Raw genomic sequence first — 26,330 nt, 5'->3', positions numbered from 1 at the left:
CTCATAGCTTCGACAGCCTAGGCGCACCTGTCAAGGGCGGGCGCTAGATCGCCGCGCCAGGATTCAGAATGCCCGCCGGGTCGAGTGCGTCCTTGATGCGGCGGTTCAGCGCCATTGCGTCGGGCCCCAGCTGACCGGCCAGCCATGGCCGCTTCAGCCGACCCACCCCATGCTCACCGGTGATCGTGCCGCCCAACTGCACGGCCAGATCCATGATCTCGCCGAACGCCAGCTCTGCGCGCTGGCTCATCGCGGGATCCGACGGGTCGAACACGATCAGCGGGTGGGTGTTGCCGTCGCCGGCGTGCGCGATCACCGAGATCATCACGTCGCGTTCGGCGGCGATCCGGGCCACTCCAGTGACCAGATCGGCCAGCGCCGGCAGGGGCACCCCGACGTCCTCCAGCAGCAGCGAGCCCTTCAATTCCACTGCTGGTATCGCAAAGCGGCGCGCGGCGACGAACGCCTCGCCCTCGTCGGGGTCGTCGGTGGAGAACACCTCGGTGGCCGCATGCTCGGCGAAAGCCGACGCCATGAAGTCAGCGTCTTGCCCGGACGCGCCACGCTCGTCAGAGGCGGCTACCAGCATCGCAGCCGCGTTGCGGTCCAGCCCCATTCGCAGCTTGTCTTCGACCGCGTTGATCGCGACGGCGTCCATGAACTCCAGCATGGCCGGGCGGATCTTCGCCGTCACCGCCAGCACCGACCGCATGGCGGCCTCCACGGACGAGAACGTGGCCACCACGGTGCTCTGCGGCTGTTGCGGTGGCAGCAGCCGCAGCGTCACCTCGGTGATCACACCCAGCGTGCCCTCACTGCCGACGAACAGCTTCGTCAGGCTCAGCCCCGCAACGTCTTTCAGTCGCGGTCCGCCCAGCCGCACCGCAGTGCCGTCGGCCAATACCACCTGCAGTCCCAGCACATAGTCCGTCGTGACGCCGTACTTCACACAGCACAGCCCGCCGGCATTGGTGGCGATGTTGCCGCCGATGCTGCAGATCTCATACGACGACGGGTCCGGCGGATACCACAGCCCGTGTTCGGCGACTGCGCGTTTCACCTCGGCGTTGAACAGCCCCGGCTGCACGACGGCCGTGCGGGTGACCGGGTCGACGGCGATGTCACGCATCCGCTCGGTGGACAGCACGATGCCGTTGTCCAAAGCGGTTGCGCCACCTGACAATCCGCTGCCGGCGCCCCGCGGCACGACTGGGACACGATACCGCGTAGCCCAGCGCAGCACGGTCTGCACGTCTTCGGTGCGGCGCGGCCGGACCACGGCCATCGGCTTGCCCGCGGCGGGGTCTGCCGCACGGTCCTGGCGGTACGACTCGGTGATCGCCGGATCGGTCACCACCATGCCGTCGGGCAGCGAGGCGATCAGTTCGGCGAGGACGTCTGCGGTCATTTGACGCCCGGCAGCCGGCGCAGCGTGCGAAGGCCGGTCGTCATCACGCGGGCGTAGCGGTCGGCGCGCAACCACGGTGGCGGTCCCACCGGCAGCAACTTTTCGATCGCAATCGTCTGCGGCTCAGTGTATTTCAAGATGCCGTGCTCCCCGTGGCGCCGGCCGAGGCCGGAGTCCTTCATGCCGCCCATCGGGGCGTCGATCGACCCCCACGCGGCGGCGTAGCCTTCGTTGACGTTGACGGTGCCCGCCTGCAGCCGAGTCGCGACACGCCGCCCGCGCGCCGGGTCTGAGGTCCAGACGCTGAAGTTCAGGCCGAACCGGCTGTCGTTGGCCTTCGTGATCGCCTCCTCCTCGCTGTCGACGCGGTAGAGCGACACCACCGGCCCGAACGTCTCGTCGGCGAACGCCGTCATGCCCTCGCGCACGCCGGTGAGAATCGTCGGCTCGTAGAAGAACGGGCCGATGTCCGGCCTCGCCCGGCCACCCGCCAGCACGGTCGCGCCCTTGCTCACCGCGTCGTCGACGTGCTGTGTGACGGTCTGCAACTGCGTCTCGTTGATCAGCGACCCCATGTCTGCCGAATAATCAAGCGCGGCAGACAGTTTCATGGCCTTGGTGGCTGCGACGAACCGGTCGACGAAGTCGTCCCACAACGGCGTCGGAACGTAGATCCGCTCGATCGAGATGCACAGCTGGCCCGCGTTGGAGAAGGCGGCCCGCACCGCGCCGGTCGCGGCCTTGCCGACGTCGGCGTCGTCGAGAACAAGTAGCGCGTTCTTGCCGCCCAGTTCCATCGAGCAGTCGATGAGGCGTTCGCCCGCTTGGGCCGCCACCTTTCGTCCGGTCTCGGTGGAACCCGTGAACATCAGGTAGTCGCTCTGCTGGATGATCGGCGTGCCCAACTCGGAGCCGGGCCCGGTCACCATCTGCACCAGGCCAGCCGGCATCCCGGCCTGCTCGAGCATCTGCACCGCCCACAGCGCCGAGAACGGGGTTCGGTCGTCGGGCTTGGCCAGCACGGCGTTGCCGGCGACGAGCGCCGGAAGCGCATCGCTGATGCCCAGCGTCAGCGGGTAGTTCCACGGCGAGATGATGCCCACCAGGCCTTTGGGGTGGTGGTGTTCCCACACCTCGGTCAACATCAACTGCACGCCTTGACGGCGTTTGGGGCTGAGATAGGCCTCGGCGGTGTTGGCGTAGTAGCGCGCTGTCAGCGCAACGTCGGCGACTTCCTCGAATGCATGCCTGCGGGCCTTGCCGTTCTCGAGCTGGATGATGTCGAGGATCTCGTCCTGGTGCTGCAAGACCAGGTCGTGCAGCCGCATCAGCACCTGCGCGCGCTCCTGCACCGGCCGCGCCACCCACTGCGCCTGCGCCTCGCGGGCCCGGCGCGCGGCGGCGGCGACGTCGTCAGCGGTGCAGTGCGGCACGCGGCCCAGCGGCTCGCCGGTCATCGCGTTGGTGACTTCGCGGTAGGCGCCGGTGTTGGTGCTGTCGACCCGCGCCGCAAGCTTCTCCAACAGGGGGCCAACGGAGACGGACTCGCGAACGGTGGTCATCGACGATCCTTTCCTCGAATCAGGCGGTACAGCCGACAGTGCGCCGGTTACCTCCATGCTTCCCCTGTGAAGGAGTCGAGGAAAGGTCGGGGGCTACCGAGGGGACAGGGGGACTGGCTACGGACCGCTTAGGGAGTCGGCGCGGCGGCGGGCGGCTGCGGACCGGGCGCGACTCCCGGCGGAGGAGCGGCGTCGGGGTTCATCGGCCGCTGCGCCAGCAGAAGAAGGCCGTCCTTCCAGGTGAGGTCTCGATCCTGGATCGCGTTCCAGATACCCCGCAGGTACGACATGCGGGGACCCTCGTTGCTCGGCGTGTCCGTGGTTCCCGGTGGCAGGTTCTCGGGGCTGGTCAGATGCGGCACCGAAGCTGGTTGAGGGGTGGAGGCTGAGTCCGGGGCCGAGGCCTGGGCGACGACGTCCGGCGACGGCGGGATATCGGGCGTCGTCGGATCGGCCAGCGCGGCCGGCGCCGACAGAATCGCCGCAGTACAGGCGGCGGCGCCGAAACCCGCGGCTACTCGGGTGTCGATCTTCATCGTCAACCTCTCGTGTCCCTGTCTAAGGCTTCGTTGCGACGACACAATCGTTACAGGTGACACCTATTCTGCGGGCGGCCTCGCCGCTGTCAATTCGGTGCCGGCTCTGGATCGTGCCGGTCCAGCTCATGCAGGGAGGGCAGCCGCAGCGAAACCAGCCCCACCCCCATCATCGGAACGGCCAAGGCCAAAAAGGTCGTGCGCAGCCCGAATGCGTCAGCCAGGGGACCGGCCAGCATGAAGCCCAGCGGGCCGGCCGCATACGCCAGCGAGGTCATCACACCGACCACCCGGCCGCGCAGCGGCGGCGGCGACTTGGTCTGCATCACGTAGTTGTAGATCGGCGCGATCGGCCCGTACACCAGACCGACCACTGCGCACAGCAGCAGGATCACCGGCAGCGGCGGCAGCACTGAGATCGCGGCGGTGCACACACCGAGGGTCAGCGTCGCCACCAGCAGTGTCACGCGGCGGCTGATCCGCCGCACCAGCAGCGGATAGGCGAGCGCGCCGACGAGCCCGCCGACGCTCAGCGCCATCAGCACCCACCCGAGCTGGGCGGGTTCGTCGCGATCGGTGAAGTACTTCGGAAACAGCACGCTTTCCATCGGCAGGTACAGGCCGGTCATCGCCAGCTCGATCAACGCGAGCGTGCGCAGCACCTTGAGGTTCCATACAAACCGCAGGCCCTCGGCCATCCCGGACCAGACGCTGTCGGGGCGTTCATGCACCGCGGGCGGCCCGGCGCCCTCCAGCCTCAGCACGGCGACCGCGACGATCGAGAGCACGAACGTCGCCGCGGTCACCCACATCGTGTTGATGCCGCCGATCGTCGCGATCAGCAGCCCACCGAGGCCGGGCCCGACGATGTAGGCGACGTTGAACACGGCTTCGTACAAGCCGTTGGTGCGGTCCAGCGTCCATCCCGCACGCGCGGCCGCCTCCGGAAGCATCGACTCGCGCGCGGTGATTCCGGCCGGGTCGAACACGGCGCCCAACGCGGCGAGCACGGCCAGCGCGGTCACATTGACCGCGGTTTCGCCGAGCGCCAACGCCAGCACCGGGATCGCCGCCACCGTCGCCGCCGACATCACATCGGAGGCGATCGAAATGCGTTTCCTGCCAAAGAAATCCACCGCGGTACCGGCCAGCAGTGTCGAGAACAGCAGCGGCAGCGACGCCGCGCCGGCCACCAGCGAGGCCTGCAGTGCACTGCCATTGCGCTGCAGCACCAGCCACGGGAACGCGACGATGCTGATGCCGTTTCCGGCCGCGGCCACCAGCGCGGCGAACAGCAGGAGCGAGACCGGCGCGCGTGACGTGGTGGACTTCATGGGGTTTCTGCCCGGAATCTAGCAGCGGGCATCCGGGTCGACGACCGAATTTCCGGGCGGGCACAGTGGACCGGTGCTGCCTCATCCGCGTCTCGGCACGCGTTTCGACTCCCCGGTGCCGCCCGGCCGCGGCTGGCCCGGCGATCCGGCGACGCCGCAGACGCCCGTCGCCTCGACACCCGAACAGGTGGCCGCTTTCGCCGCGGATGTTTCGGCCGTCGCGGAGCTGGACGCGATGGTGTCGGTGTGCCGGGCCTGCCCGCGGCTCGTGGAATGGCGTGAGCAGGTGGCCCGGGTGAAGCGCAAATCCTTTGCCGCAGAACCATATTGGGGGCGTCCGGTACCGGGGTGGGGATCTGAGGAGCCACGCGTGCTGATCGTCGGATTGGCGCCGGCGGCCCATGGGGGCAACCGCACCGGCCGGGTGTTCACCGGCGATCGATCCGGCGACGTGCTGTATGCCGCTCTGCACCGCGCCGGCCTGGCCAACCAGGCGTTGGCCGTCGACGCCGCCGACGGGCTGGCGCTGACCGACACCCGCGTCGCAGCCGCCGTGCGATGCGCTCCGCCCGCCAACGCCCCCACACCGGAGGAGCGGCAAACGTGCAAGCCTTGGCTGGAGGCCGAGTGGCGGCTGGTGGGAGGCCACGTCAAGGTGATCGTCGCCCTCGGCGCGTTCGCCTGGCGCGCCGCCCTGCAGATGGTGGGAGCGGGCTCACCGGCGCCGCGCTTCGGACATGGCGCCGAAGCGACCGTCGGTCCCGGCCTGGTGCTGCTCGGCTGTTATCACCCGAGTCAGCAGAACACGTTCACCGGCAAGCTGACCCCGGCGATGCTCGACGACGTGTTCACCCGCGCCCGGGCGGTGGCGGGAATTCCGGATTCACCGACGCGTTGAAGAAACCGATGCGGCTTTCTGTTCTCGATCTCGTTCCGGTGCGCGCCGACCAGTCCACGGCCGACGCGCTCGCCGCGACGGTGCGGCTCGCCCAGACCGCCGACCGGCTCGGCTACACCCGCTACTGGGTGGCCGAGCACCACAATATGCCGTCGGTGGCGGCCACCAGCCCACCCGTGCTGATCGCACTGCTCGGGGCGCACACGTCGCAGCTGCGGTTGGGTTCCGGCGGTGTGATGCTGCCTAACCATGCGCCGCTGGCTGTTGCCGAGCAGTTCGCGTTGCTCGAGGCGGCTTACCCCGGCCGCATCGACATCGGTATCGGCCGCGCGCCGGGAACCGACCCGGTGACGTCGTACATGCTGCGTGGACCCGCCGGTCGCGACGATTCGGACATCGACAAGTTCCCCCAGTACCTCGACCATGTCGTCGCGCTGATGAGCCCGTATGGGGCGCAGGTGGCAATTCCCGGTCAGCGCTACCTCCTCAAGGCCACCCCGGCGGCGGTAAGCGAGCCGCGCCTGTGGCTGCTCGGGTCGTCGGCGTACTCGGCGCATCTGGCGGCCGCCAAGGGCCTGCCGTACGTGTTCGCGCACCACTTCACCGGCAAGGGCACCGAGGAGGCGCTGCGGATCTACCGGTCCGAATTCGTGCCCAGTGACCTGGCCTCGGAGCCGGTGACGTTCTTGACCGTGAACGCGTCAGTGGCGCCCACCGGGGAGGAGGCCGAGGCGCTGCTGCTGCCGAACCTGCAGATGATGGCGCGACTGCGCACCGGGCAACCGCTCGGCCCGCTCGATCTCGTGGAGGACGCGCAGGCTGCCCGGCTCAGCTCAGCCGAGCAGGCGATCGTCGACGCAGGACTCGAGCGCGCCGTCGTCGGCACCCCAGCTGAAGCGGCCGCGCAGGTGCGGGCGCTGGCGCAACGTTTCGACGTCGACGAAGTGATGGTCCACCCCGTCGCATCAGCGCACCGGGGCACCGACCCGGCGACAAGTCCTGGCCGGGAGATGACGCTGGAATTGTTGGCCAAGGAACTGTTCTAAGCGGTTTTGGCTTTGAGTTCGAAGATCGGGATCGGCCGCGACGTCCGGCGCTGATAGCCCTTGTAACGGTTGCTGTTGTTCTTGTTGACGATTTCCCACAGCCGCTCATAGTCGGGGTCGTCAGGAGTGACGCAGCGGGTGCTCACCGGGAAACGCCTTGTGCCGACGTTGATTTCGGCATTCGGGTTCTTTCGCAGGTTGTGGTACCAGCCGGGATAACGCGGCGAACCGCCGTTGGACGCGACGATCAGGTAGGCGTCGCCGTCGCGCGCGTACGTCAACGAGTTCGTCCGCGGTTGGCCCGTCTTGGCGCCGGTGGTGTGCAACAGCAGCATCGGCGGGACGCCGGGGAACTTGTGCCCGATCCGGCCATCGGTCCGCTGGTAGAGCTGATCGTGAAGCCTCAGCAGTCGCGCACCGACGTTCTTTTCGACCCACTCGGAAACACCCATGCCGCAAGTCTTACTGGTCGGCGTCTATCCGCGCCAGCGCCTCGCGCAGGATGCGTGCGGTCTCCTCGCGGTCATGGTCGCGACGCAACACCATGCCCTTTGCGAACGACAACTTGTCGCCGTTTCTGCGGGGCACGACGTGAAGGTGGATGTGGAACACCGACTGAAAGGCGGCGCTGCCGTCGTTGATCACGACGTTGTTGCCGTCGGCGCCGAGTTCCGATGCGCGGGCCGCCAGCCCGATGCGCTGCCCGATCGAGACCATGTCAGCCAGCGTCTGCCCAGGGGTGTCGGTCAGATCGACGGTGTGCCGCTTCGGCAGCACCAGGGTGTGTCCTCGCGTGAACGGGCGGATGTCGAGGATCGCCAGGTAGTCGTTGTCTTCGTAAATCCGGATCGCAGGCGCGTTGCCCGCGACGATCTCACAGAACACGCATGACATCCCGCCACCGTAGCGGTCGTAGGGTGAGGCGGTGCCGAGTGGTCTGCCACCCATCGTCGATTCACGTACCCGCGTTCTGGTCTTGGGCTCGATGCCGGGTGAGGTGTCGTTGCGGAAGGGCCAGTATTACGCGCACCCGCGGAATGCGTTCTGGCGCATCATGAGCGAGCTTCTCGGGTTCGATGAATCCGCCGACTATTCAGCTCGGCTTGATGCATTGTTATCGGCCGGCGTCGGGCTGTGGGACGTGTTGCATAAGTGCGAGCGGGTCGGCAGCCTGGATTTGGCGATCATGCGAGAAGGCATGGAGGCAAACAACTTTGACGTCCTTTTTACCGAACATCCGCATGTTCGCCGGGTCTGCTTCAACGGCGCGAAGGCCGAGCAAGTGTTCCGTAGGCTCGTCGCGCCGTCGTTGACGTCGTTGCCGGTCTGCATTCGCTTGCCGTCGACGAGCCCGGCCAACGCAGCGGTCTCGTACCGCGACAAGGTGCGCGCGTGGCGTGCTGCGGTCAACGATTGACGCGCGCGGCCGGATCGGGCTAGCACGCATCGGGACTGCTCGACGGACTCGACGGTGCGGCGCGGGATCGCCGTTCCGCCGGTCCGGATGATCTAGACGACGGCGACGCGGTGATGCTCGTCTGTCCCAGCCGGCTCCTCTGTTCGAAGCAATGCTGAATCTCATTGCCAACAACCGCAATTCGGACTTGCCACGGTTGCGCGTAGGCGTCGCGAGCGGGTCTGCGGTAAGCGGGGCGGGGGACTGCTTCGAAAGCCCGGTCAACCTCGCGAGCCAGGTGACTTCTGCCGCCCGACCGGCCGCGGGTGCGCGGCGCCCCCGTCGAGCGTGATTGTGCCGCTTGGCTTTCGAGGACATGACCCGTCTGCCGGGTGAGGGCACCTCAGTTGTTTGTCGGTGGGGGTTGGGGTTGGAAGGGTTGGTACCACCACCACTGGGCGCGTTCGCCGGTGGGTCCGGGGCATGGTGGGACCGCGGGCGGGGGGTGCTTGGGTGGGCGGGCCAGCGAGGCGGCGCTCAATGGTCGGCCCGCGCTGTCGGCGACGACGAGAGCGTCGGCGGGTCCGGTGATGGTGATCAGGCCGCGGTGATGCAGCCGATGGTGATGCGGGCAGACCAGCACCAGGTTGGCCAACTCGGTGGCGCCGCCGTCCTCCCAATGCCGAAGGTGATGGGCGTGCAAACCCCGCGTGGCCCCGCACCCGGGCACCACACAGGTGCGGTCGCGATGCTCGAGCGCGCGCCGCAGCCGCCGGCTGACCACTCTGCTCGCCCGCCCGGCCCCGATGGGTTGCCCGTCGCGTTCGAACCACACCTCACCGGTGGCCTCACAGCTCAGGTAGCGGCGCTCGGCGTCGGTGAGCACCGGACCCAGATGCAGCGCCGCGACACGGTCTTTGACCTCCAGATGCACCACCACCGTGGTGTGCTGGCCGTGCGGGCGACGCGCCGCCTCGACATCCCAGCCCGTCTCGACCAGCCGCATGAACGCCTCAACGCTGCTGGGCATGGGCGGCGCCGTCTCTGACGGGCGCTCGTCGGTGTCGTGGTCGTGTTTCCACTCGCCGATCAGCGCCTCCAGATGCGACGCCAACGCCGCCTCGAACGTCGCCGCCTCCAGATGCGGCAGTTTGATCCGCCAGTAACTGAACTGTTCGTCGGAGCTCTTGGTGATCGACGCCCGCGGCTCGCGTTGCGGTTGCGCTTCGGGCTCGCGTCGCGGTTCGAGCCTGACCGCGGTGCGCAACTGATTGACCGTGGCCACGCTAGCCAGCTGCGCATAATGCTCATCAGAGCCCTCGGCCGCCTTCCCGGCGATCACCCCGACCTGATCCAACGACAACCGGCCCTCGGCCAGACCCTGCACACACCGCGGAAACTGCTCACGCCGGCCCGCCACCGTAGTGATCGTGTGCGCGGTCGACGACGACACCCCCAGCTTCCAGGCCACCAACGCCGGCACCGACCGCGCCCCCGTCGCGCCCCACAACCCCTCACCATCGATCTCAGCGACGATCTCCACAATGCGCCCATCAATCGCATTACGCTGACCCGCCAACTCCGCCAACTCCCCGAACAACACCTCAAGACGCCGCGCAGGACTCACCGCAACAGCGCCACCAGAAGCGGAAGAAGACACGACGACAGCATCGCACCCACCACCGACAAGTCGGGGCCGCCAAGTATGAGGCCGCCCTCGCGATCGGACCGCTGGCATCCTTGGCTCATGGCTGGCAAAGAAATCGACCGCGTCAGGGTCCGCAGTGCGCTGGACGTCGTCAAACAGCACCCCGTCATGGTGCTGTTCGGGCTCTCGCCGGCGATTGCCGTGGCGATCCTGGTCGGCTGGCTGACGCACCCATTCTGGGGAGTGCTGCTGTTCATCGTCGCGCTCGCGGTGGGTAGCTGGGCGGTCGTCCGCAAGCGGTAGCTCCCAAACGCTTCCGCCGTGGGAGAACAACCTTCACCCGCCGCTGCAACGGTGTAATCATGTAATCATGCGATCACATCACCAACACGGACGGCGGTTCGGCCGTCCCGGCGGCTGGCAGCAGGCCGACCAGCCCGACGCCGCAGACGCAGCCGACTGGTTCGCCGGCCGGTTGCCCGACTCCTGGTTCACCGAGGACCCCGAGGTCGTCGTCGACCGCGAGGAGATCACGGTCATCGGCAGACTCCCCGAACCCGAAGGTGCAGAAGAGGGTGCCGACGCCCGTGGTGCCGGTCGGGCGGCCCGCTTCCGCGAGGAGACGCGGCCGGAGCGCATGCGGATCGCCGACGAGGCGCAGGCCCGCTACCGCCGCACAGTCAGTTGGGGGGTGCGGATCGGCGGCGATCTGATCATGTTCACGAACATGGCGGTGCCGGTGATGACGCGGCTGCGCCAACAAGAACGTCGCGTCCTCGACACGCTTGTCGACGCCGGTGTCGCGCGGTCTCGGTCGGACGCCCTGGCCTGGTGCGTGCGACTGGTCGGTGAGCACACCGACGAGTGGCTGTCGCAACTGCGTGAGGCGATGTCGGCCGTCGACGACCTGAGGGCCAAAGGCCCCGAGCTCTAGACTCGCTCCACTCCGACGTACGAGGAGCTCAGCGGCGGCGTCTGCGACAGCGGATCCACCACCGAGCCGTCGATCAGCAAGTTCCGGTTGGCGCCGTACGACTCCGCCGAGCCGCCGCCGCGCGGATCGAAAACTCTTGAGCCCCAGCCGTGGTCGACGATCACGACCCCACGACGCGGCCTCGAGCTCACCGCCGCGGGTAGCTCGATCGCTCCAACGGGGGAGAACACCCGAACCGAGTCGCCGTCGCTGATGCCCAGCGCTGCAGCGTCTTCGGTATTGATCACCGCCACATTGCCCTTGCCGGCGGGGTGCAACCCGGGAAGCTCGTTGAGCCACGAATTCATCGAATGCCGGTTCCGCCGATTGGCCAACTCGAACGGATAACCGACCGGCGCTTCCGGCGCCGGCCCGGCGAGCAGCTCCCGGGCGCGCGCGACGAGCTCCGGCGGCGCGACGTGAGTCTTCTTGTCCTCGGTTCGGAGCGCACCACGTAGGTGGCCGAACTCGCGAGGACCCAGCACCATGCCATGCGGATGATCTACGATCTCTCGCCATCTGACCTTGTGGCCGTTGACCTTTCGGCCCGTAGCCACCAACACCCGGTCGATCCAGCGCGGTGAGAACTCGAGGCTCGGCCGCCGCGTCGCCCGCGCCAGTCGACGGGTCGCCGTGACGAAGCCGTTGACGCCCTTGACGCCGAACAACGGTCGGCGCATAGCAAGCGCGAGATCGACGAAGATCCGCCACTCCTCGCGCGCGCCCGCTGGCGGTTCGACGGCCTTGCGCCCGTATTGCACGTACGGTTCGTCGTGCAAGTTGCTGGTGAAGGCCATCAAGTCGTCCCGCTCCAGCCAGTGCACCGCCGGTAATAGCCAGTGCGCGTGGCGATGGCTTTCCCGCTGCACGAAGTCGATTGCCACCAGCAGATCCAGTTGCGCCAGTGCTGCATCCAGTTTCGCGCCATCGGGCCCGGACACCACCGGGTTGCCGCAATTGATCACCATCGCCCGGATTCGCCCCGGCCCTGAAGTCGTGATCTCGTCCGGCAACTCGGCCAGTGCGTGCGCACCCGCCACCATGCCGCGTCCCTTCACGCGACTCTTGTGCGCAGACGGCTTGACCATGTCGAACATCCGCAGCGCGTCGACGTAACCCGGCTCGAATCTGCGGCCGCCGGGCTTGTCCATGCGCCCCGTGATCACGTTGAGGACGTGTCCCAGCCACTCGCCGACGGTTCCGGTCAGATGCATCGACACCCCGGTGCGGGTGACCACCATCGCGGCGCGGGCGGCAGCGAAATCTCGGGCCAGCCGTTCGATCACCGACCGCTCGATGTCGCAGCGTGCGGCGAGATCGTCGAGATCGGCGCCGGCGACAAGGGCTCGTAGATCGTCGACTCCGGTCGCCAATTCGGCGCAGTCCGTACGGTTTTCGAGGCCTTCGTCGAGGATCACCTTCACCATCGCCAGTAGCAGCGCCCAGTCCTGACCCGGCCGCACCGCCAGATGCTGGTCGGCCTTGTCTGCGGTCTCCGTGCGCAGCGGGTCGACAACCACGATCTTCGCGCCCAGCCGCTGCCGCGCCAACGCCCGCTGCCAGCCGCTGGGCACCGTTTCCAGCCAATTCCACGCGCTCACTGCGGGATTCGTGCCGACGAGAACGAAGAAGTCGCAGTTGTCGACGTCAGACACCGGCGCCATGAGCGCCGATCCGTACATTGCCTCGGCGACGACGTGCATGGCGTTCTGGTCGACCGAGCCGACGGCATACCGATTCTGGGTGCCGACCGCGTCGAGCCACGCGTTCATGAACAACACATTCGACGACGAAAAGCCTGCCGGGTTGCCGTAATACAAGCCGACCGCGTCCGGGCCGTCCGCCTCGATGAGCGCGGTCATCCGCGCCGCGATGTCGGTGATCGCCTCCTCCCAGGTCGCTTCGACGTATGAATCGCCGATCCGGCGCATCGGATTGAGGATCCGCCGCGGATGCTCGACGAGCTGTGCCGCCGTGCGGCCCTTGGCGCAGAAGTCTTGCCAGCTGTGCGGGTTGAGGCGGTCGGGCGAAATCTTGGTGACGCGGTTGTCCTCGACCGTCACCGCGACGCCGCAGGCCGCAAGGCAGTACCGGCAGAACGTATACACCGTTGTCGTCGTGTCTGTTGCCATCAGCCCATCCCGCCCATCCCGCCTGAAACGCGGCCACTTCGTCGCCAACCGTAGTCTCGGCATTTCAAGCTACGCCGAGGCGACGCTTGGAGACGAGATCAGCCGAAAATGCGTCATCAACCGAAGTCTCGGCGAACCGGCGCCTATACCCGCGTCATCGCCCAGTAAGCGCCACGCTTAGCCATCAGGTCGGCGTGGCTGCCGCGTTCGACGATCCGCCCGTCGTTCATCACCAGGATCACGTCGGCGTCCCGGATCGTCGAAAGGCGGTGCGCGATGATGAAACTCGTTCGGTCACGGCGCAATTCGCTCATCGCATGCTGGATCAGCACCTCGGTGCGCGTGTCCACGGAGCTGGTGGCTTCGTCGAGGATCAGCAGTTGCGGCTGGGCCAGAAACGCCCGCGCGATCGTGATCAACTGCTTCTCGCCCGCGCTGATGTTGCCGCCGTCGTCGCTTACCCATGTGTCGTAGCCGTCGGGCAGCGTGTGTACGAACCGGTCGACGTATGCCGCCGTCGCGGCGGCCCGCACCTCGTCGTCGCTGGCGTCAGGGCGTCCGTAGCGAATGTTCTCGGCGATCGTCCCGCCGAACAGCCAGGTGTCCTGCAGCACCATCCCGATGCGGGAGCGCAGCGATTGACGGCTCACCGTCGCGATGTCCACCCCGTCCACCAGAATGCGGCCGGAGTCCACTTCGTAGAACCGCATCAACAAATTCACGAGCGTCGTCTTGCCGGCACCGGTCGGGCCGACGATCGCGACCGTGCTGCCCGGCTCCGCCACGAACGACAGGTCTTCGATCACCGGAGTGCCGGGCCGGTAGCTGAATTCGACGTGCTCGAACTCGACGCGCCCGCCCCTGCCGTTCAATGACGGCAACGGCACTCCGGTGTCCGGCTGTTGCTCCTCGGCATCCAGCAGGTCGAAAACCCTTTCGGCGCTGGCGATTCCGGACTGCAGCGTGTTGTACATCCCGGCCACCTGGGTCAACGGCTGGTTGAACTGGCGCACGTACTGGATGAACGCCTGGATGCTGCCCAGCGTGATCTGGCCGGTCGCCACCTGCAACCCGCCGACCACCGCGACGGCGACGTAGCTCAGGTTGCCGATGAACATCGTGAACGGCGACACCAGGCCCGACAGGAACTGCGCGCGGAAGCTGACGTCGTACACGTTGGTGTTCAGTTCGGCGAACCGTTGCTGCGCGTGCGCGCGGTGGCCGAACGTCTTCACCAGCGTGAAGCCGCTGTAGGTCTCTTCGATGTGCGCGTTGAGGCGTCCGGTGTTGGCCCACTGCCTGGCGAACAGCCGTTGCGACTTGCGCGCGATCGTCCGCGTCACCCACAGCGACAGCGGCACCGTCAGCACCGTGATCAACGCCAGCAGCGGCGAGATGGTCAGCATCATCACCAGCACCGCAACCACGGTCAGCACCGAGGTCAGCAGCTGGCTGATCGTCATCGACACGGACGTCTGCACGTTGTCGATGTCGTTGGTGACCCGGCTCAGCACCTCGCCGCGCTGCCGGGAGTCGAAGTACGCCAACGGCAGTCGGTGCACCTTGTCCTCGACGTCGGCTCGCAGAGCCACCATCGTGCGCTGCACGGTGACGTTGAGCACCCGCGCTTGTGTCCAAACCAGAAGCGCTGCAAGCAGATACAGGCCGAGCGCCAACAACAATGTGCGGCCCACCGCGCCGAAGTCCACGCCGACGCCGGGTGTGACGTCCATTCCGGATAGCAGATCGGCGAACGTCGAGTCGCCGCGGGCCCGGGCCGCCGCGACGGCCTGCTCCTTGGTGATGCCGGCCGGCAGGTGACGGCCGACGACCCCGCTGAACAACAGGTCCGTGGCGTGGCCGAGCACCCGTGGTCCGATGACCCCGATCGCGATGCCGCCGATGCCCAGCCCGATCACCGCGGCGGTCAGTCCGCGCTGTGGAGTCAGCCGCTGCAAGAGCCGAATTGCGGTGCCCCGGAAGTCTCGCGACCGCTCCACCGGAGGCTGCATCGCGATGCGGGTGCCCATCCGCAGCGGGCCGCTCACGACGCGACCCTCACCGCTTGGGAGTCCGCGAACTCCGCATACTCCGGGCACTGCGCCAGCAGTTCGCGGTGTGTGCCGGCCCCGACGACTCGTCCGTCCTCGATCGCGACCACCTGGTCCGCCTCGGCGACGGTCGAAACTCGTTGCGACACAATGATGACCGTCGAGTCCGCGGACACGCCCCGCAGCGCCGCCCGCACCCGCGCGTCGGTGTGCACGTCGAGTGCGGAGAACGCGTCGTCGAACAGGTAGATCCGCGGCCGGCGGATGACCGCACGAGCGATCGCCAATCGCTGCCGCTGACCGCCGGAGAAGTTGATACCGCCTTGTGCCACAGGCATATCCAGACCGTCGGCGTGCGCGCGCACGAACCCGTCGGCGGCTGCCACCCGCAGGGCGTCCCACATCTCAGCCTCGGTGGCGTCGGCCTTGCCGTAGCGCAGATTGTCGGCGACAGTGCCCGAGAACAGATAGCCGCGCTGCGGCACCAGGCCCAGGGTCGACCACAGTTTCTCGATGTCGTAGTCGCGGACGTCGACGCCGTCGACGGTGACCGAGCCGTCGGTCACGTCGTAGAGCCGGCAGATCAACGACACCAGCGTGGATTTGCCCGACCCGGTGCTGCCGACGATCGCGGTCACTGTCCCGGGCCGAGCGGTCAGCGAAACATCCTGCAGCACAGGCCGATCGGCGCCCGGGTAACGAAACGTCGCTGCCGTCAACTGCACCAGTCCGTGCGCCGGAGCCGACGCTGCGGTGCGTGCTGGGCTGCCGATCGTCGGCTGGGTCGACAGCACGTCGGTGATCCGCTCGGCGCACACCGATGCCCGCGGCAGGATGACCAGGATCAGCGTCGCCATCATGACGGCGGTCAGGATCTGCATGAAATAGGACAGGAACGCGATCAGCGAGCCGACCTGCACCTGGCCGGCGTCGATCCGAAGGCCGCCGAACCAGATCAGCGCCACGCTGGACAGGTTGATCACCAGCGTCGTGACGGGCAGCAGCAGCGCCTGCCAGCGTCCGGCCGCCAGGGCGGTGTCCGACAGCGCCTGGCTTGCCTCGGCGAAGCGCCGACGTTCGACGGATTCACGCGCGAAGGCCCGGACCACCCGGATGCCCGACAACTGCTCGCGCAGCACGCGGTTGATGTTGTCGATCAACTTCTGCAGCCGGCGGAAGATCGGCAGCATCTGCGACACGATCAGAAAATTCGCGATCGCCAGCACGGGCACGCTGACCAGCAGCAGCCAGGACAGCTGCGCGTCCTGGTGCAGGGCCATGATGATGCCGCCGACGCACATGATCGGCGCGGCGATCAGCATCGTGCAGGTCAGCTGGATCACCATCTGGATCTGCTGGACGTCGTTGGTCGTGCGCGTCAGCAGCGACGGCGCGCCGAAGCGTGCGGTCTCCTGAGCGGAGAAGCCCGTGATGTGGTTGAAGATCGCCGAGCGCAGGTCACGACCGAACCCCATCCCGGTGCGCGACGCGAAGTACACCACTCCCACCGAGCACAGCACCTGCAGCGCGGTGACAGCCAGCATCACGCCGCCGAGCCGCAGAATCGTCTCAGTGTCGCCCTTGGCGACGCCCTCGTCGATGATCGCCGCGTTCACGGTCGGCAAGTACAACGACGCCAGCGTGCTGATCACCTGCAGCAGCGCCACGACCGCCAGCAGCGACCGGTACGGCCGCACATAGTTGCGCAGCAGGCCCAGGAGCATCTCCGTACTGTCGCACATCGCGATCGCGGTCCGGCAGCTGACGCACGGCGTGCTGCGGCCCAAAACTGCTGGTCAACCGTCAGATTGCGCGGCGTCTGGGAGGCTGCGGCTATCCTGCTTGCTGTGACGGGCGGTGGGGGTGCCGCCGCGTCGGCGAAAGTGACGTGACCAGGAAGCGAGTTCCGTGAGACGCAGACTGCCCTCCGCGGCCATCGGCCCCGTGGTCATTGGAGTAGCCACCGTCGCACTGGTCGCCGCCTGCTCCAACGACTCGTCGGGCCCCGGCAACGCCACCACCTCAGCGGCCCCCACTCAGCAGAAAGCCAGCCATGGCCCGTTCTTCCCGGAATGCGGTGGGGTCAGCGACCAGACGGTCAACCAGCTGGCGCAGGTGCCGGGCCTGGTGAACACGGCAAAGAACTCCGCCGGCTGCCAATGGCTGCAGAACGGCGGCATCATGGGCCCGCACTTCTCGTTCACCTGGTATCGCGGCAGCCCGATCGGGCGCGAGCGTAAGACCGAGGAGCTGTCGCGCACCAGCGTCGAGGACATCGACATCGACGGCCACAAGGGCTTCATCGCGCTGGCGAACGATCCGACTCTGGGTGACAACCTGTGTGAGGTCGGTATTCAATTCGACGACGACTTCATCGAATGGTCGATCAGCTACAACCAGCAGCCGTTCCCGCCGCCATGCGACGTCGCCAAGGAACTTGCCCGCCAGTCGATCAGGAACGCGAAATGAGCCGGGCCGGCCGGCTGCTGTGCGCGCTTGTTGCCGCGCTGGCCATGGTCGCGGTGGTCGGCGGCTGCACCCGCACGACGGGCGGCAACGCCGTCGTCGCCGGAGCCAACGGTGACACGCCGCGCAACGACAACTCCGAGCGGCAGTATCCCAACCTGCTCAAGGAATGCGACGTGCTGACCACCGATGTGCTGGCCAAGACCGTCGGCGCCGACCCCCTGGACATCCAGAGCACCTTCGTGGGCGCGGTGTGCCGGTGGCAGGCGGCCAATCCCGAGGGGCTGATCGACATCACCCGGTTCTGGTTCGAGCAGGGCAGCCTCGACAACGAGCGCAAGGTCGCCGATCAGCTGAAGTACCAAGTCGACAGCCGCACGATCGCCGGCGTCCGGTCGATCGTGATGAAGGCCAACGACGCCAACGGCGCATGCGGAGTGGCCAGCGACGCCGGCGGGGTGGTCGGGTGGTGGGTCAACCCGCAGACGCCGGGAATCGATGCGTGCGGAATGGCGGTCAAGCTGATGGAGCTGACGCTCGCCACGAATGCCTGATTGTCCGCTCGGCGGACGGCGCGTGATCGCGGTTACCTCGGGACGTGGAATTCCACCAGCGTCGCTCCGCGTAGGGTGAGGTCACGCCACGGTCCCTCGAATTGCAGCACCGCGATCGCCGAGGTCGGGAACTTCGTCGAAATCTGTTCTGCCGCAACGGGATCACTGCTCGCCGCGTCGGCGAGCATGAGCGTGACACTGCTCATCGCCGGCTCGTGTGCGAGCACCAGCAGCGTGGCGACAGCATCGTCGACACTGTTGATCTCGTCGATCACGGTCCCGGGCACCGCGTCGTAGAGCCGTTCGGCGAACGTCACCGGCGCGTCGAGTCCCGTCGCGGCCAGGGTTTCGCGCGTTCGCGTCGCGGTCGAGCACAGCACCGCCTCGATCGGCGGCACGTGGGATCGCAGCCATTCGCCGGCGAGCCTGGCCTGCCGCACTCCGCGCGGTGCGAGCGGCCGGTCGTGGTCGGCCACGCCGGTCGGGTAGTCCGACTTGGCGTGGCGCATGAGGAGCAGCGTGCGCCGAGCCATCCGTTCACGCTAAGCCATGCCGCTCGAGGTCCACGAACTTGTCGGTGACCGGTCCTACACTCGCCTTGCTCATGACCCCGAGCACCGGAAGGGAGGCCGACATGCGATTCATCCACACCGCCGACTGGCAGCTGGGCATGACGCGGCACTTCCTCAACGACGATGCGCAGCCGCGGTATTCGGCCGCTCGTCGTGACGCGGTCCGGGCGCTCGGCCCGCTGGCCGCCGAGACGGGGGCCGAGTTCGTCGTGGTGGCCGGTGACGTGTTCGAACACAATCAACTGGACCCGCGGGTGGTCAGTCAGTCGTTGGAGGCCATGCGCGCGATCGAGGTTCCGGTCTACCTGCTGCCCGGCAACCACGACCCGCTGGATGCGTCGTCGGTGTACACCAGCACACTGTTCGCGGCCGAGCGGCCCGCGAACGTCATCGTGCTCGACCGGCAGGTCGTCGACGTGCGGCCCGGGGTGCAGGTCGTCGCGGCGCCGTGGCGGTCGAAGGCACCCACCACCGATCTCGTCGCTGACGCGCTGCGAGGGCTGACCGCCGACGGTGTCACCCGCATCGTCGTGGCGCACGGCGGGGTCGATGTACTGGCACCTGCGCCGTCGGCGATGTCGCTGGACACCGTGCACCGGGCACTGGCCGAGGGCGTGGCTCACTATGTGGCATTGGGGGACAGGCACTCTCGCACGCAGGTCGGTGAGACGGGACGGGTGTGGTACTCCGGATCGCCGGAGGTCACCAACTTCGACGACGTCGAACACGATCCGGGGCACGTGCTGGTCGTCGACATCGACGAAGACGACGCGGCACGGCCAGTGACGGTCACGCCGCACCGTGTCGGGCGGTGGCGTTTCGTCACGCTTCGCCGCCCCGTGGACGGCAGCCGCGACGTCACCGACCTCGACATAAACCTGGACCTGCTGACCGACAAGGACCGTACGGTCGTGCGGTTGGCGCTGACGGGGACGCTCAGCGTCACCGAACGGGCAGCGCTGGACGCGTGCCTGGACAAGTATGCTCGCCTGTTCGCGTCGCTACGAATCTGGGAGCGGCACAGCGACATTGCAGTAGTGCCCGAAGACGCCGAGTTCACCGACCTCGGCATCGGCGGGTTCGCGGCCGCGGCTGTCGAGGAGTTGGTCACAACTGCGCGCTCGACGGAGCAGGCGGCGGCCGACGCGCAGGCGGCCCTGGCTCTGCTGCTCAGGCTCACAGGACAACCGGCATGAAGCTGCACCGGCTGGTTCTGCAGAATTACCGCGGCATCGCATACCGCGAGCTCGTGCTGCCCGACAACGGCGTGATCGTGGTCAGCGGCGCCAACGAGATCGGGAAGTCGTCGATGATCGAGGCAGTCGATCTCCTGCTGGACGCCAAGGACCGCTCGAACAAAAAAGAAGTCAAGCAAGTCAAGCCCACCCATGCCGACGTCGGGGCCGAGGTGACAGCTGAAATCAGCACCGGCCCATACCGATTCGTGTACCGCAAGCGCTTCCACAAGCGGTGCGAGACGGAGTTGACCGTGTTGGCGCCCAAGCGTGAGCAGCTCACCGGTGACGAAGCGCACGAACGGGTCTGCGCCATTCTGGCCGAGACCGTCGACACCGAGCTGTGGCGAGCGCAACGCGTCTTACAAGCGGCCTCCACTGCCGCGGTGGACCTGTCGGGCTGCGATGCGCTGTCGCGCGCACTCGACGTGGCGGCCGGTCAGTCGGACGCACTGTCGGGCGGCGAGCCGGTGTTGATCGATCGCATCGATGCCGAGTACGCGCGGTATTTCACGGCGACCGGCCGCCCGACAGGCGAGTGGGCGGCGGTCCAGACCCGTCTCGCAGCCGCGGAGGAAGAAGTCGCTTGCTGCACAAAGGCGGTCGAGGAGGTCGACGAATGCGTCCGCCGCCACGCCGAACTCTCGGAGCAACTGGCAGAGCTCTCGGCCCAGCGCACCGCGGCCCAAGAACGCCTCGACGCAGCTCGGGCGGCTGCCGCGGTGGTCTCTGCGCTCGAAGCGGAACTGAAAGAGGCGCAGGCGCTTTCGACTGCTACCCGAATAAAGGCGCAAGCGTCGGTCGCGGCGCTGAGCGAACGGCAGCAGTTGGCTGCTGATGTCTCGGACCGCGAAAGCGCAACGGCGCAACTGGAATTGCAGGTGGCGCAGGCCGTTGACGACGAGGCGGTGGCAGCCGAAGTGCGTGACGTCGCCGCCGCCGCTGCCGAACAGGCCAGCGCGGCAGTCGATGCCGCGCAGTCCCGCGTCGACGCCGCCCGGGCCACGGTCGACACGTTGTCGGATCGCGACGAGGCCCGCCGGCTGCAAGCGCGGCTGGCCAAGATCGACGCCGCTCGCGCCGAGCTCGACACCACCGAACGCGCGATCTCGGCCAACCCGGTCACCGACGCTGTCCTGCGCGACATCGACGTCGCGGCCGCCGCGGTGGACCGAGCGGCGGTTCGCGCCGAAGACGCCTCGGCCAGAATAGAACTCGCGTCCAGCGCTGATTTGGTGGTCACGGTCGACGGGCAACCGGTTGAGCTGGCGGCCGACCAGGGCTTCGCCGTCAGCGCCACGGCACCCACCGACATCGAGTTGCCTGGTGTGCTGCGGGCCAGGATCATCCCCGGTGCACCCGCGGGTGATACCCAGGCCACGCTCGAGGCCGCCCGCCACCACCTGGCCGGTCTGCTCGCCACGGCGGGTGTCGCCGACGGAGACGACGCCCGTGCGCTCGCCGAGCAGCGCCGCCAACTGGTCGGTGAGCGCGACCGCCTGACCGCTACCCTGGCGGGACTCTGCGGTGACGACTCACTCGAAGAACTGCGGTGCAGGCTCGCAGTGTTGGCCGGCCGCGACCACGCGGATGACGCCGCGGGCATCGACCTGCCGGCAGCCCGTGCGGCGCTGGACGCCGCGACCGCCGCTCACCGCGAGGCCATTGCGAACTGCCAACGCGACCGCGATCTCGCCGCCGCAGCTGCCGCCAGCTTCGCCGAGAAGGCCACTCGCGCTGCGGTGCTGCGCGAGAAGCTGGCTACCACCCGTGCCGAATTGGACGCCGCCCGAGCGCGACTGGCCCAACAACGCGCCGCCAGCAGCGACGAGCAGTTGGCTGAATGCGCACGAGATGATGCCGATGCGTCGGCACAGGCCGCGGCGCGCGTAGCCGACCTGCAGTCCCGGTTGGTCCAAAACGCCGATGTGGCAGGCGAATTGGTCGATGCCCGATCCCACGCCGAGGAGGTTTTGCGGCGTCATGACGTCGTCGTCGGTGAATTGCGCGACGTGACAACGCAACTACGCATCCTGGGCGGCGAAGGCCGCAAGGGCAGACTCGACGCGGCCGAAACTGAACGCGAACATGCGCACAGCGAATGGCAGCGGGTGGGCCGTCGAGCACGCGCCGTGCAGCTGCTGCGCTCGGTGATGCTGCGCCACCGCGATGACACGCGTCTGCGTTATGTCGAGCCGTTCAAAGCCGAGGTGGTGCGACTCGGGCGAATGGTGTTCGGCGACACCTTCGATGTGGAGGTCGACAGCTCGCTGCGGATCTGCAGCCGCACGCTGGATGGCCGCACCGTGCCGTACGATTCGCTGTCCGGCGGTGCCAAGGAGCAATTGGGCATTGTCGCGCGCCTCGCCGGGGCGGCGTTGGTGGCCAAGGAGGACGGCGTGCCGGTCATCATCGACGACGCCCTCGGCTTCACCGACTCTGAGCGGCTGGTCAAGATGGGCGCCGTGTTCGACGCGGTGGGCAGCGACGCGCAAGTGCTCGTGCTGACGTGCAGCCCGCACCGCTATGACAGCGTCGGCGGCGCGCACCACATCAAGCTCACTGCATAGTCGCTGGTGTCGCTGTTGCCTTGCTGTGAACGGCACTCCATAATCACCCGGTGACCCAACTGAAGAATCGTGCGTGCGTCCTTGCTGTGCTGTTGCTCATGTTGTCGCTTCTGCCAAAGTCGGTCGCCTTCGCCGATCCTGCAGGCGCACGGATAACCGGAATCGAGCCGGTCAACGATCGCTGGGTCAAGATTTCGGTGTACTCGCCGTCGATGGACAAGGTCATCGTCAACGACGTGTACAAGGCCCCAGGTGCCTCGGCGCCGGTGTTCTATCTGCTGAACGGAATTGACGGCGGGCTGGACAACAAGGGCTGGTTCGGGCTCACCGATATCCAGGGCTTCTTCGCCAACCAGAATGTCAACGTTGTCTCGCCGATCGGCGGGCAGTACAGCTACTACACCGATTGGCTTGCCGACGATCCCGCTCTCGGACGCAACAAGTGGCAGACCTACCTGACCCAGGAACTGCCGCCGCTGATCAACCAGGAGCTGAAAGCCAACGGCCGCAACGCAATTGGTGGCCTGTCGATGAGCGGCGGCGCCGCACTGGATCTCGCGACCCAAGCGCCCGGTCTGTACCGCGCGGCGGGCTCCTACAGCGGCTGCCCGGCGACGTCGGATCCCAATCAGGCACAACAGATTGCGCTGTCACTGGTGCCCAGCGGGGCCAACGCCGCCAACATGTGGGGTCCGCTGGGCGGACCGGACTGGGTGGCGCACGACCCGTCGAAGAACGTCACCAAGCTCAAGGGCGTGGCCGTGTACGCCGCCGCGTCCACTGGCGCCGTGGGTGAGATAGACAAGCTGCCTGCCGACTTTCCCACGCCTGTCGGCGGCCAGCTCGTCGAAAGCATCACGCTGAACTGCACCCAGCAGTTCGCCGACGCCGCGAAGGCCGCCGGCGTTCCGATCACGTTCGTGGTCCGGCCCGAAGGCGCGCACACGTGGGGCCTGTTCGAGTCGGAGATGCACGAGTCGTGGAACAACGTCATCGCGCCGGCGTTGGGTGTGACCTCCCGGGCATGACGCTGCGGGGCTGACGTCCCGTGCGCCGGACCGGCACAATGGCCGGTGATGACGATGAACACCAAGCGTCGCCGCGCGCACCGGAAGCTGGCGTCATTGCCCGGCGTGCGCTCGGTGCGCCGACCGGTGACGCCCGACGCCGCCGATGAGTTCGACCTGTACTACGTCCGTAGCGGGCGCAAGTCGGCGCACCCCCTGGTGGTGATCCCGGGCGGGCCGGGTGCGGCGTCGATTGCGCTCTACCGCGGTTTCCGCCGCCGGGCGGCCGCGGCCGGTTTGGACGTGATCATGGTCGAGCACCGCGGTGTGGGCATGTCGCGCCACGACGACGCCGGCGCCGACCTTCCTCCGGAGGCGCTGACCATCGAGCAGGTCGTCGACGACATCGTCGCCGTGCTCGACGATGCGCACGTCGAGAAGGCGATCCCGTACGGCGCCTCGTACGGCAGCTACGTCGCCGCCGGCGTCGGCGTGCGCCATCCGCAGCGGGTACACGCCATGGTCCTCGACTCGCCGGTACTGTCCGCGGCTGACATCCACGAGGTGCGGGCCGCCATCCGCCGCGTGCTGTGGGACGGAACCGACCCGGAGACCGCCAGCGTGGCGCCGAAGGTCCGCAAGCTGGTGACCGACGGCGTGCTCACCCCGGCGGCCGGGCAACTCGTCGCGGCGGCCTACGGGCTCGGCGGACCCGCACTACTGAACCGCCAATTCGACCTGCTGCTGCAGGGCCGATATGCGGTGTGGACGCTCATCGATCGTCTGACCCGGCTGCTGATCGGCCGCAAGGCGCCCTATCGCAACGAACCAGACCTCGTGGAGCGCATCGGTTTTCGCGAACTCAACTACGGCGACGTGCCCGACGGCTCGCCGCTGGACCCCGCGGCCGCCTACCGCGAGTTCGCGTTCGACCCGGTCCCTTTCGAGGCCGAACCCTACGACCTGGTGTCCGAGATGCCGGCGTTCGCCTGGCCCACCGTCGTGGTGTCGGGCGGCCGCGACCTCATCACGCCGCCTGCCATCGCCGACCGGATCGTCTCACTGATCCCGGACGCGGTATTGGTGAGGCTGCCGACGGCCGGCCACAGCGCGCTGGACAGCCGGGAGCGAGCCGCCCTGCAGATCGCAAAAGCCGTGGTGCACGACGACGTTCAGTCATTGGCGGGCCGCGCGGCCGCGCTGGATGAGCTGCCCACAAGCCCCGCGCTACGCCTGATGGTGGCGGCGATCTCGGTCGCGGCGGCGGTCGAGCGCATACTGCCGCGGTCGGTCCCCCGCGCTGCCGTTACTTCGTGAAACCGATTGCGGTGTAGTTCAAATCGCCGAGGCCGGCCGGGCCGAAGTTGGCGAGACTGCTTCGCACGGCGACATTTCCCGGCGACTGCATCAGCGGCAGGCTGAAGCCGATGTCCCAGATCATCACGTCGAGCTCGTTGGCCAGCCGCCGCGCCGCGCCGGAATCCAGTTCCCCCAAAGTCTCTTCGATTTTCGCGTCGATCTCCGGGCTGCCGATCTTGCCGAAGTTGCTCTCCCCGTACGACGCATAGATCTGCGTCAGGCTCGACAGTGGGAATGCGTCGCCTACCCAGCCGAACAGCGCGATGTCGAAGTCGCCGGTGTTGATGTACTTCGAGAAGAAACCGCCGCCGCCCTTGGCGTCGATGTCCAGCTTGACCCCGATCTGCGCCAGGCTGTTCTGAGCGACTTGGGCGATCTGGCGACCGGAGAGCGCGTCGAACAGGACGAGTCGAATCGACAACGTGCGGCCGTCTTTCTGACGGAAGGGACCGTTGAGTTTCCAGCCCAGATCGTCGAGTTCTCGGCCTGCCTGATCGGGGTTGAAGGCCACCACGTTGCTGTTGTTCTGGTAGCCCTCCTGCCCGGCGACGTAGATGTGGTTGTTCAGCGGCTTGGGGTTGTTGACCAGGCCCCGCTGGCTGACGTTGGCAATTGCTTGGCGGTCAATGCCTTTCATGATCGCCAGCCGGAGCTTGCGGTCGGCGAGGATCGAGCCCGGCGCCCCGTTGAACGTGAAGTGTGTCCAACTGGCGCCCGGCGCGCGGCGAATCGAGATACCGGGCGAGCTGCGCGCGCGCATCAGGTCGTCCAGCGAGGCCAGCCCCGCCGCGTCGATCGCGTTGTTCTGCAGCGCGGGGATGATCGCCGCCGGGTCCAGGACGGTGTAGGTGATCGAATCCAGCCGGGGTCGCTGGCCCCACCATCTGGGATTGCGGGTCAACACAATTCGCTGCGCCGACCTGTCCACTGTGGTGACGACGAACGGCCCGGCGGACGGGCCGGGACCGTCGAGCTGCGCCTTGTTGAACGCCTCCGGCGTCGAGGTCATGCTGCGCGGCAACAACATTCCGTTGCCCGCGAACATGCCCTTCCAATCCGCGTAGGGCTTGGCGAACGTCATGACAGCCTGCCGGTCGTCGACCCCCCGGGTGACCGACGCGACACGTTCGGCCCCACTGGGGCTCGCGATCGCGAACGCGGGGTCCTTGCCGCTGAGGGCATGGATCTGTGCCGCGATGTCTTCCCAGGTGAGCGGGGATCCGTCCGACCACACCGCTTTCGGGTTGATCGTGTAGGTGACCACCTGCGGATTGGTTCTGGTCAGCTCGATACTGGTGAAGTAGTCGGTGTTGAGTGTGGTGGAGCCGTCGGGCTTGACGATGAACGCCCGCGGCAGCGTCGCCTTCATCATCGACGAGGTGTCGGCGCTGTTGCCGTCGATGTGGAGGATGTTCCAGTTGACGGGGAACTCGCTCAGCGACAGCCGCAGCGTTCCGCCGTCGATCAGGGTGGCCGGGTTCTGCGGGTTGATGTCGTTGGCGGTGCCCAGCTCGGCGGCTCCGGTTCCGGTGGTGCCGTGGCGATCGCCACCCAGCCTGGTGGCCAGCACCCCGATGACCACC

The 26,330-nt window shown here is 67.6% G+C and carries 23 protein-coding genes; 11 read left to right on the top strand and 12 right to left on the bottom strand.

Features of this window, described 5'->3' with window-relative positions; genetic code table 11:
• Positions 1 to 43: 43 nt before the first annotated feature.
• From AC5Y39_RS11395 to tap, 4 genes are all read right to left on the bottom strand, one after another.
• Positions 44 to 1,408, bottom strand: a complete 1,365-nt coding sequence (locus AC5Y39_RS11395) for an FAD-binding oxidoreductase (protein WP_500018803.1) — start codon at positions 1,406 to 1,408, stop codon at positions 44 to 46.
• A complete protein-coding gene (locus AC5Y39_RS11390; protein ID WP_500018805.1) occupies positions 1,405 to 2,970 on the bottom strand; it encodes a succinic semialdehyde dehydrogenase in 1,566 nt (521 codons plus the stop codon). Before AC5Y39_RS11390 ends, AC5Y39_RS11395 begins: the two co-directional genes overlap by 4 nt.
• Before the next feature lie 128 nt (positions 2,971 to 3,098).
• Complete coding sequence (locus AC5Y39_RS11385) at positions 3,099 to 3,506, bottom strand: dopamine receptor D4 (protein ID WP_500018807.1); 408 nt, start codon at positions 3,504 to 3,506, stop codon at positions 3,099 to 3,101.
• A gap of 89 nt (positions 3,507 to 3,595) precedes the next feature.
• Positions 3,596 to 4,840, bottom strand: coding sequence for a multidrug efflux MFS transporter Tap (gene tap, locus AC5Y39_RS11380; protein WP_500018809.1), 1,245 nt, complete (start codon positions 4,838 to 4,840; stop codon positions 3,596 to 3,598).
• A 73-nt stretch (positions 4,841 to 4,913) separates the two neighbouring features.
• On the opposite strand from tap, the gene AC5Y39_RS11375 reads away from it, so the two are divergent.
• A complete protein-coding gene (locus AC5Y39_RS11375; protein WP_500018811.1) occupies positions 4,914 to 5,738 on the top strand; it encodes a uracil-DNA glycosylase in 825 nt (274 codons plus the stop codon).
• An 8-nt stretch (positions 5,739 to 5,746) separates the two neighbouring features.
• Complete coding sequence (locus AC5Y39_RS11370; protein ID WP_500018813.1) at positions 5,747 to 6,784, top strand: LLM class flavin-dependent oxidoreductase; 1,038 nt, start codon at positions 5,747 to 5,749, stop codon at positions 6,782 to 6,784.
• Here AC5Y39_RS11370 and AC5Y39_RS11365 read toward each other — a convergent pair.
• A complete protein-coding gene (locus AC5Y39_RS11365; protein WP_499912796.1) occupies positions 6,781 to 7,236 on the bottom strand; it encodes a nitroreductase family deazaflavin-dependent oxidoreductase in 456 nt (151 codons plus the stop codon). The two genes, AC5Y39_RS11370 and AC5Y39_RS11365, sit on opposite strands and share 4 nt — an antisense overlap.
• A gap of 10 nt (positions 7,237 to 7,246) precedes the next feature.
• Positions 7,247 to 7,678: an HIT family protein gene (locus AC5Y39_RS11360; RefSeq protein ID WP_500018815.1), complete on the bottom strand. Its 432-nt coding sequence runs from the start codon at positions 7,676 to 7,678 to the stop codon at positions 7,247 to 7,249.
• Positions 7,679 to 7,709: 31 nt separating this feature from the next.
• Between AC5Y39_RS11360 and AC5Y39_RS11355 the strand changes: the two genes are divergently transcribed.
• Positions 7,710 to 8,201, top strand: a complete 492-nt coding sequence (locus AC5Y39_RS11355) for a DNA-deoxyinosine glycosylase (RefSeq protein ID WP_500018817.1) — start codon at positions 7,710 to 7,712, stop codon at positions 8,199 to 8,201.
• A 382-nt stretch (positions 8,202 to 8,583) separates the two neighbouring features.
• Here AC5Y39_RS11355 and AC5Y39_RS11350 read toward each other — a convergent pair whose 3' ends face one another.
• On the bottom strand, positions 8,584 to 9,840 hold the full coding sequence (locus tag AC5Y39_RS11350) for an HNH endonuclease signature motif containing protein (protein WP_500048218.1): 1,257 nt from the start codon (positions 9,838 to 9,840) through the stop codon (positions 8,584 to 8,586).
• Positions 9,841 to 9,927: 87 nt separating this feature from the next.
• Between AC5Y39_RS11350 and AC5Y39_RS11345 the strand changes: the two genes are divergently transcribed.
• On the top strand, positions 9,928 to 10,131 hold the full coding sequence (locus AC5Y39_RS11345; protein WP_500021528.1) for a hypothetical protein: 204 nt from the start codon (positions 9,928 to 9,930) through the stop codon (positions 10,129 to 10,131).
• Positions 10,132 to 10,198: 67 nt separating this feature from the next.
• The gene (gene abmR / locus AC5Y39_RS11340; RefSeq protein WP_500021526.1) at positions 10,199 to 10,762 is read left to right on the top strand and encodes an ATP-binding transcription factor AbmR; all 564 of its coding nucleotides are present in this window, start codon (positions 10,199 to 10,201) and stop codon (positions 10,760 to 10,762) included.
• Here the strand turns inward: abmR and AC5Y39_RS11335 are convergent.
• From AC5Y39_RS11335 to AC5Y39_RS11325, 3 genes are all read right to left on the bottom strand, one after another.
• The gene (locus AC5Y39_RS11335) at positions 10,759 to 12,933 is read right to left on the bottom strand and encodes a molybdopterin-containing oxidoreductase family protein (RefSeq protein ID WP_500021524.1); all 2,175 of its coding nucleotides are present in this window, start codon (positions 12,931 to 12,933) and stop codon (positions 10,759 to 10,761) included. The two genes, abmR and AC5Y39_RS11335, sit on opposite strands and share 4 nt — an antisense overlap.
• Before the next feature lie 143 nt (positions 12,934 to 13,076).
• The gene (locus tag AC5Y39_RS11330; protein WP_500021538.1) at positions 13,077 to 14,963 is read right to left on the bottom strand and encodes an ABC transporter ATP-binding protein; all 1,887 of its coding nucleotides are present in this window, start codon (positions 14,961 to 14,963) and stop codon (positions 13,077 to 13,079) included.
• A gap of 14 nt (positions 14,964 to 14,977) precedes the next feature.
• Complete coding sequence (locus tag AC5Y39_RS11325; RefSeq protein ID WP_500021522.1) at positions 14,978 to 16,708, bottom strand: ABC transporter ATP-binding protein; 1,731 nt, start codon at positions 16,706 to 16,708, stop codon at positions 14,978 to 14,980.
• 184 nt (positions 16,709 to 16,892) lie between these two features.
• On the opposite strand from AC5Y39_RS11325, the gene AC5Y39_RS11320 reads away from it, so the two are divergent.
• Together AC5Y39_RS11320 and AC5Y39_RS11315 are read left to right on the top strand one after the other, a co-directional pair.
• Positions 16,893 to 17,453, top strand: a complete 561-nt coding sequence (locus tag AC5Y39_RS11320) for a DUF3558 domain-containing protein (protein ID WP_500021520.1) — start codon at positions 16,893 to 16,895, stop codon at positions 17,451 to 17,453.
• Between the two features lie 44 nt (positions 17,454 to 17,497).
• A complete protein-coding gene (locus tag AC5Y39_RS11315; RefSeq protein WP_500021536.1) occupies positions 17,498 to 18,004 on the top strand; it encodes a DUF3558 domain-containing protein in 507 nt (168 codons plus the stop codon).
• Positions 18,005 to 18,036: 32 nt separating this feature from the next.
• On the opposite strand, the gene AC5Y39_RS11310 is transcribed toward AC5Y39_RS11315, so the two are convergent.
• Positions 18,037 to 18,537: a SixA phosphatase family protein gene (locus tag AC5Y39_RS11310; protein WP_500021518.1), complete on the bottom strand. Its 501-nt coding sequence runs from the start codon at positions 18,535 to 18,537 to the stop codon at positions 18,037 to 18,039.
• A gap of 101 nt (positions 18,538 to 18,638) precedes the next feature.
• Here AC5Y39_RS11310 and AC5Y39_RS11305 point away from each other — a divergent pair, with 101 nt between their 5' ends.
• From AC5Y39_RS11305 to AC5Y39_RS11290, 4 genes are read left to right on the top strand one after another with little or no spacing between them, the layout of a single operon-like run.
• Positions 18,639 to 19,772 (top strand): metallophosphoesterase family protein, encoded by a 1,134-nt coding sequence (locus tag AC5Y39_RS11305; RefSeq protein WP_500021516.1) that lies wholly within the window; start codon positions 18,639 to 18,641, stop codon positions 19,770 to 19,772.
• On the top strand, positions 19,769 to 22,381 hold the full coding sequence (locus AC5Y39_RS11300; RefSeq protein ID WP_500021514.1) for an AAA family ATPase: 2,613 nt from the start codon (positions 19,769 to 19,771) through the stop codon (positions 22,379 to 22,381). The genes AC5Y39_RS11305 and AC5Y39_RS11300 overlap by 4 nt, the downstream gene beginning before the upstream one ends.
• A gap of 50 nt (positions 22,382 to 22,431) precedes the next feature.
• Positions 22,432 to 23,409: an alpha/beta hydrolase gene (locus tag AC5Y39_RS11295; RefSeq protein WP_500021512.1), complete on the top strand. Its 978-nt coding sequence runs from the start codon at positions 22,432 to 22,434 to the stop codon at positions 23,407 to 23,409.
• Between the two features lie 48 nt (positions 23,410 to 23,457).
• A complete protein-coding gene (locus AC5Y39_RS11290; RefSeq protein ID WP_500021510.1) occupies positions 23,458 to 24,705 on the top strand; it encodes an alpha/beta hydrolase in 1,248 nt (415 codons plus the stop codon).
• Here the strand turns inward: AC5Y39_RS11290 and AC5Y39_RS11285 are convergent.
• Entirely contained in the window at positions 24,695 to 26,302 is a 1,608-nt protein-coding gene (locus tag AC5Y39_RS11285) for an ABC transporter family substrate-binding protein (RefSeq protein ID WP_500021534.1), read from the bottom strand. The two genes, AC5Y39_RS11290 and AC5Y39_RS11285, sit on opposite strands and share 11 nt — an antisense overlap.
• Positions 26,303 to 26,330: the final 28 nt, after the last annotated feature.

It is taken from the genome of Mycobacterium sp. NGS39 (assembly GCF_059812765.1).
The sequence above is the reverse complement of the archived record's forward strand: the minus strand, read 5'-3'. Positions and strand labels throughout refer to the sequence as shown.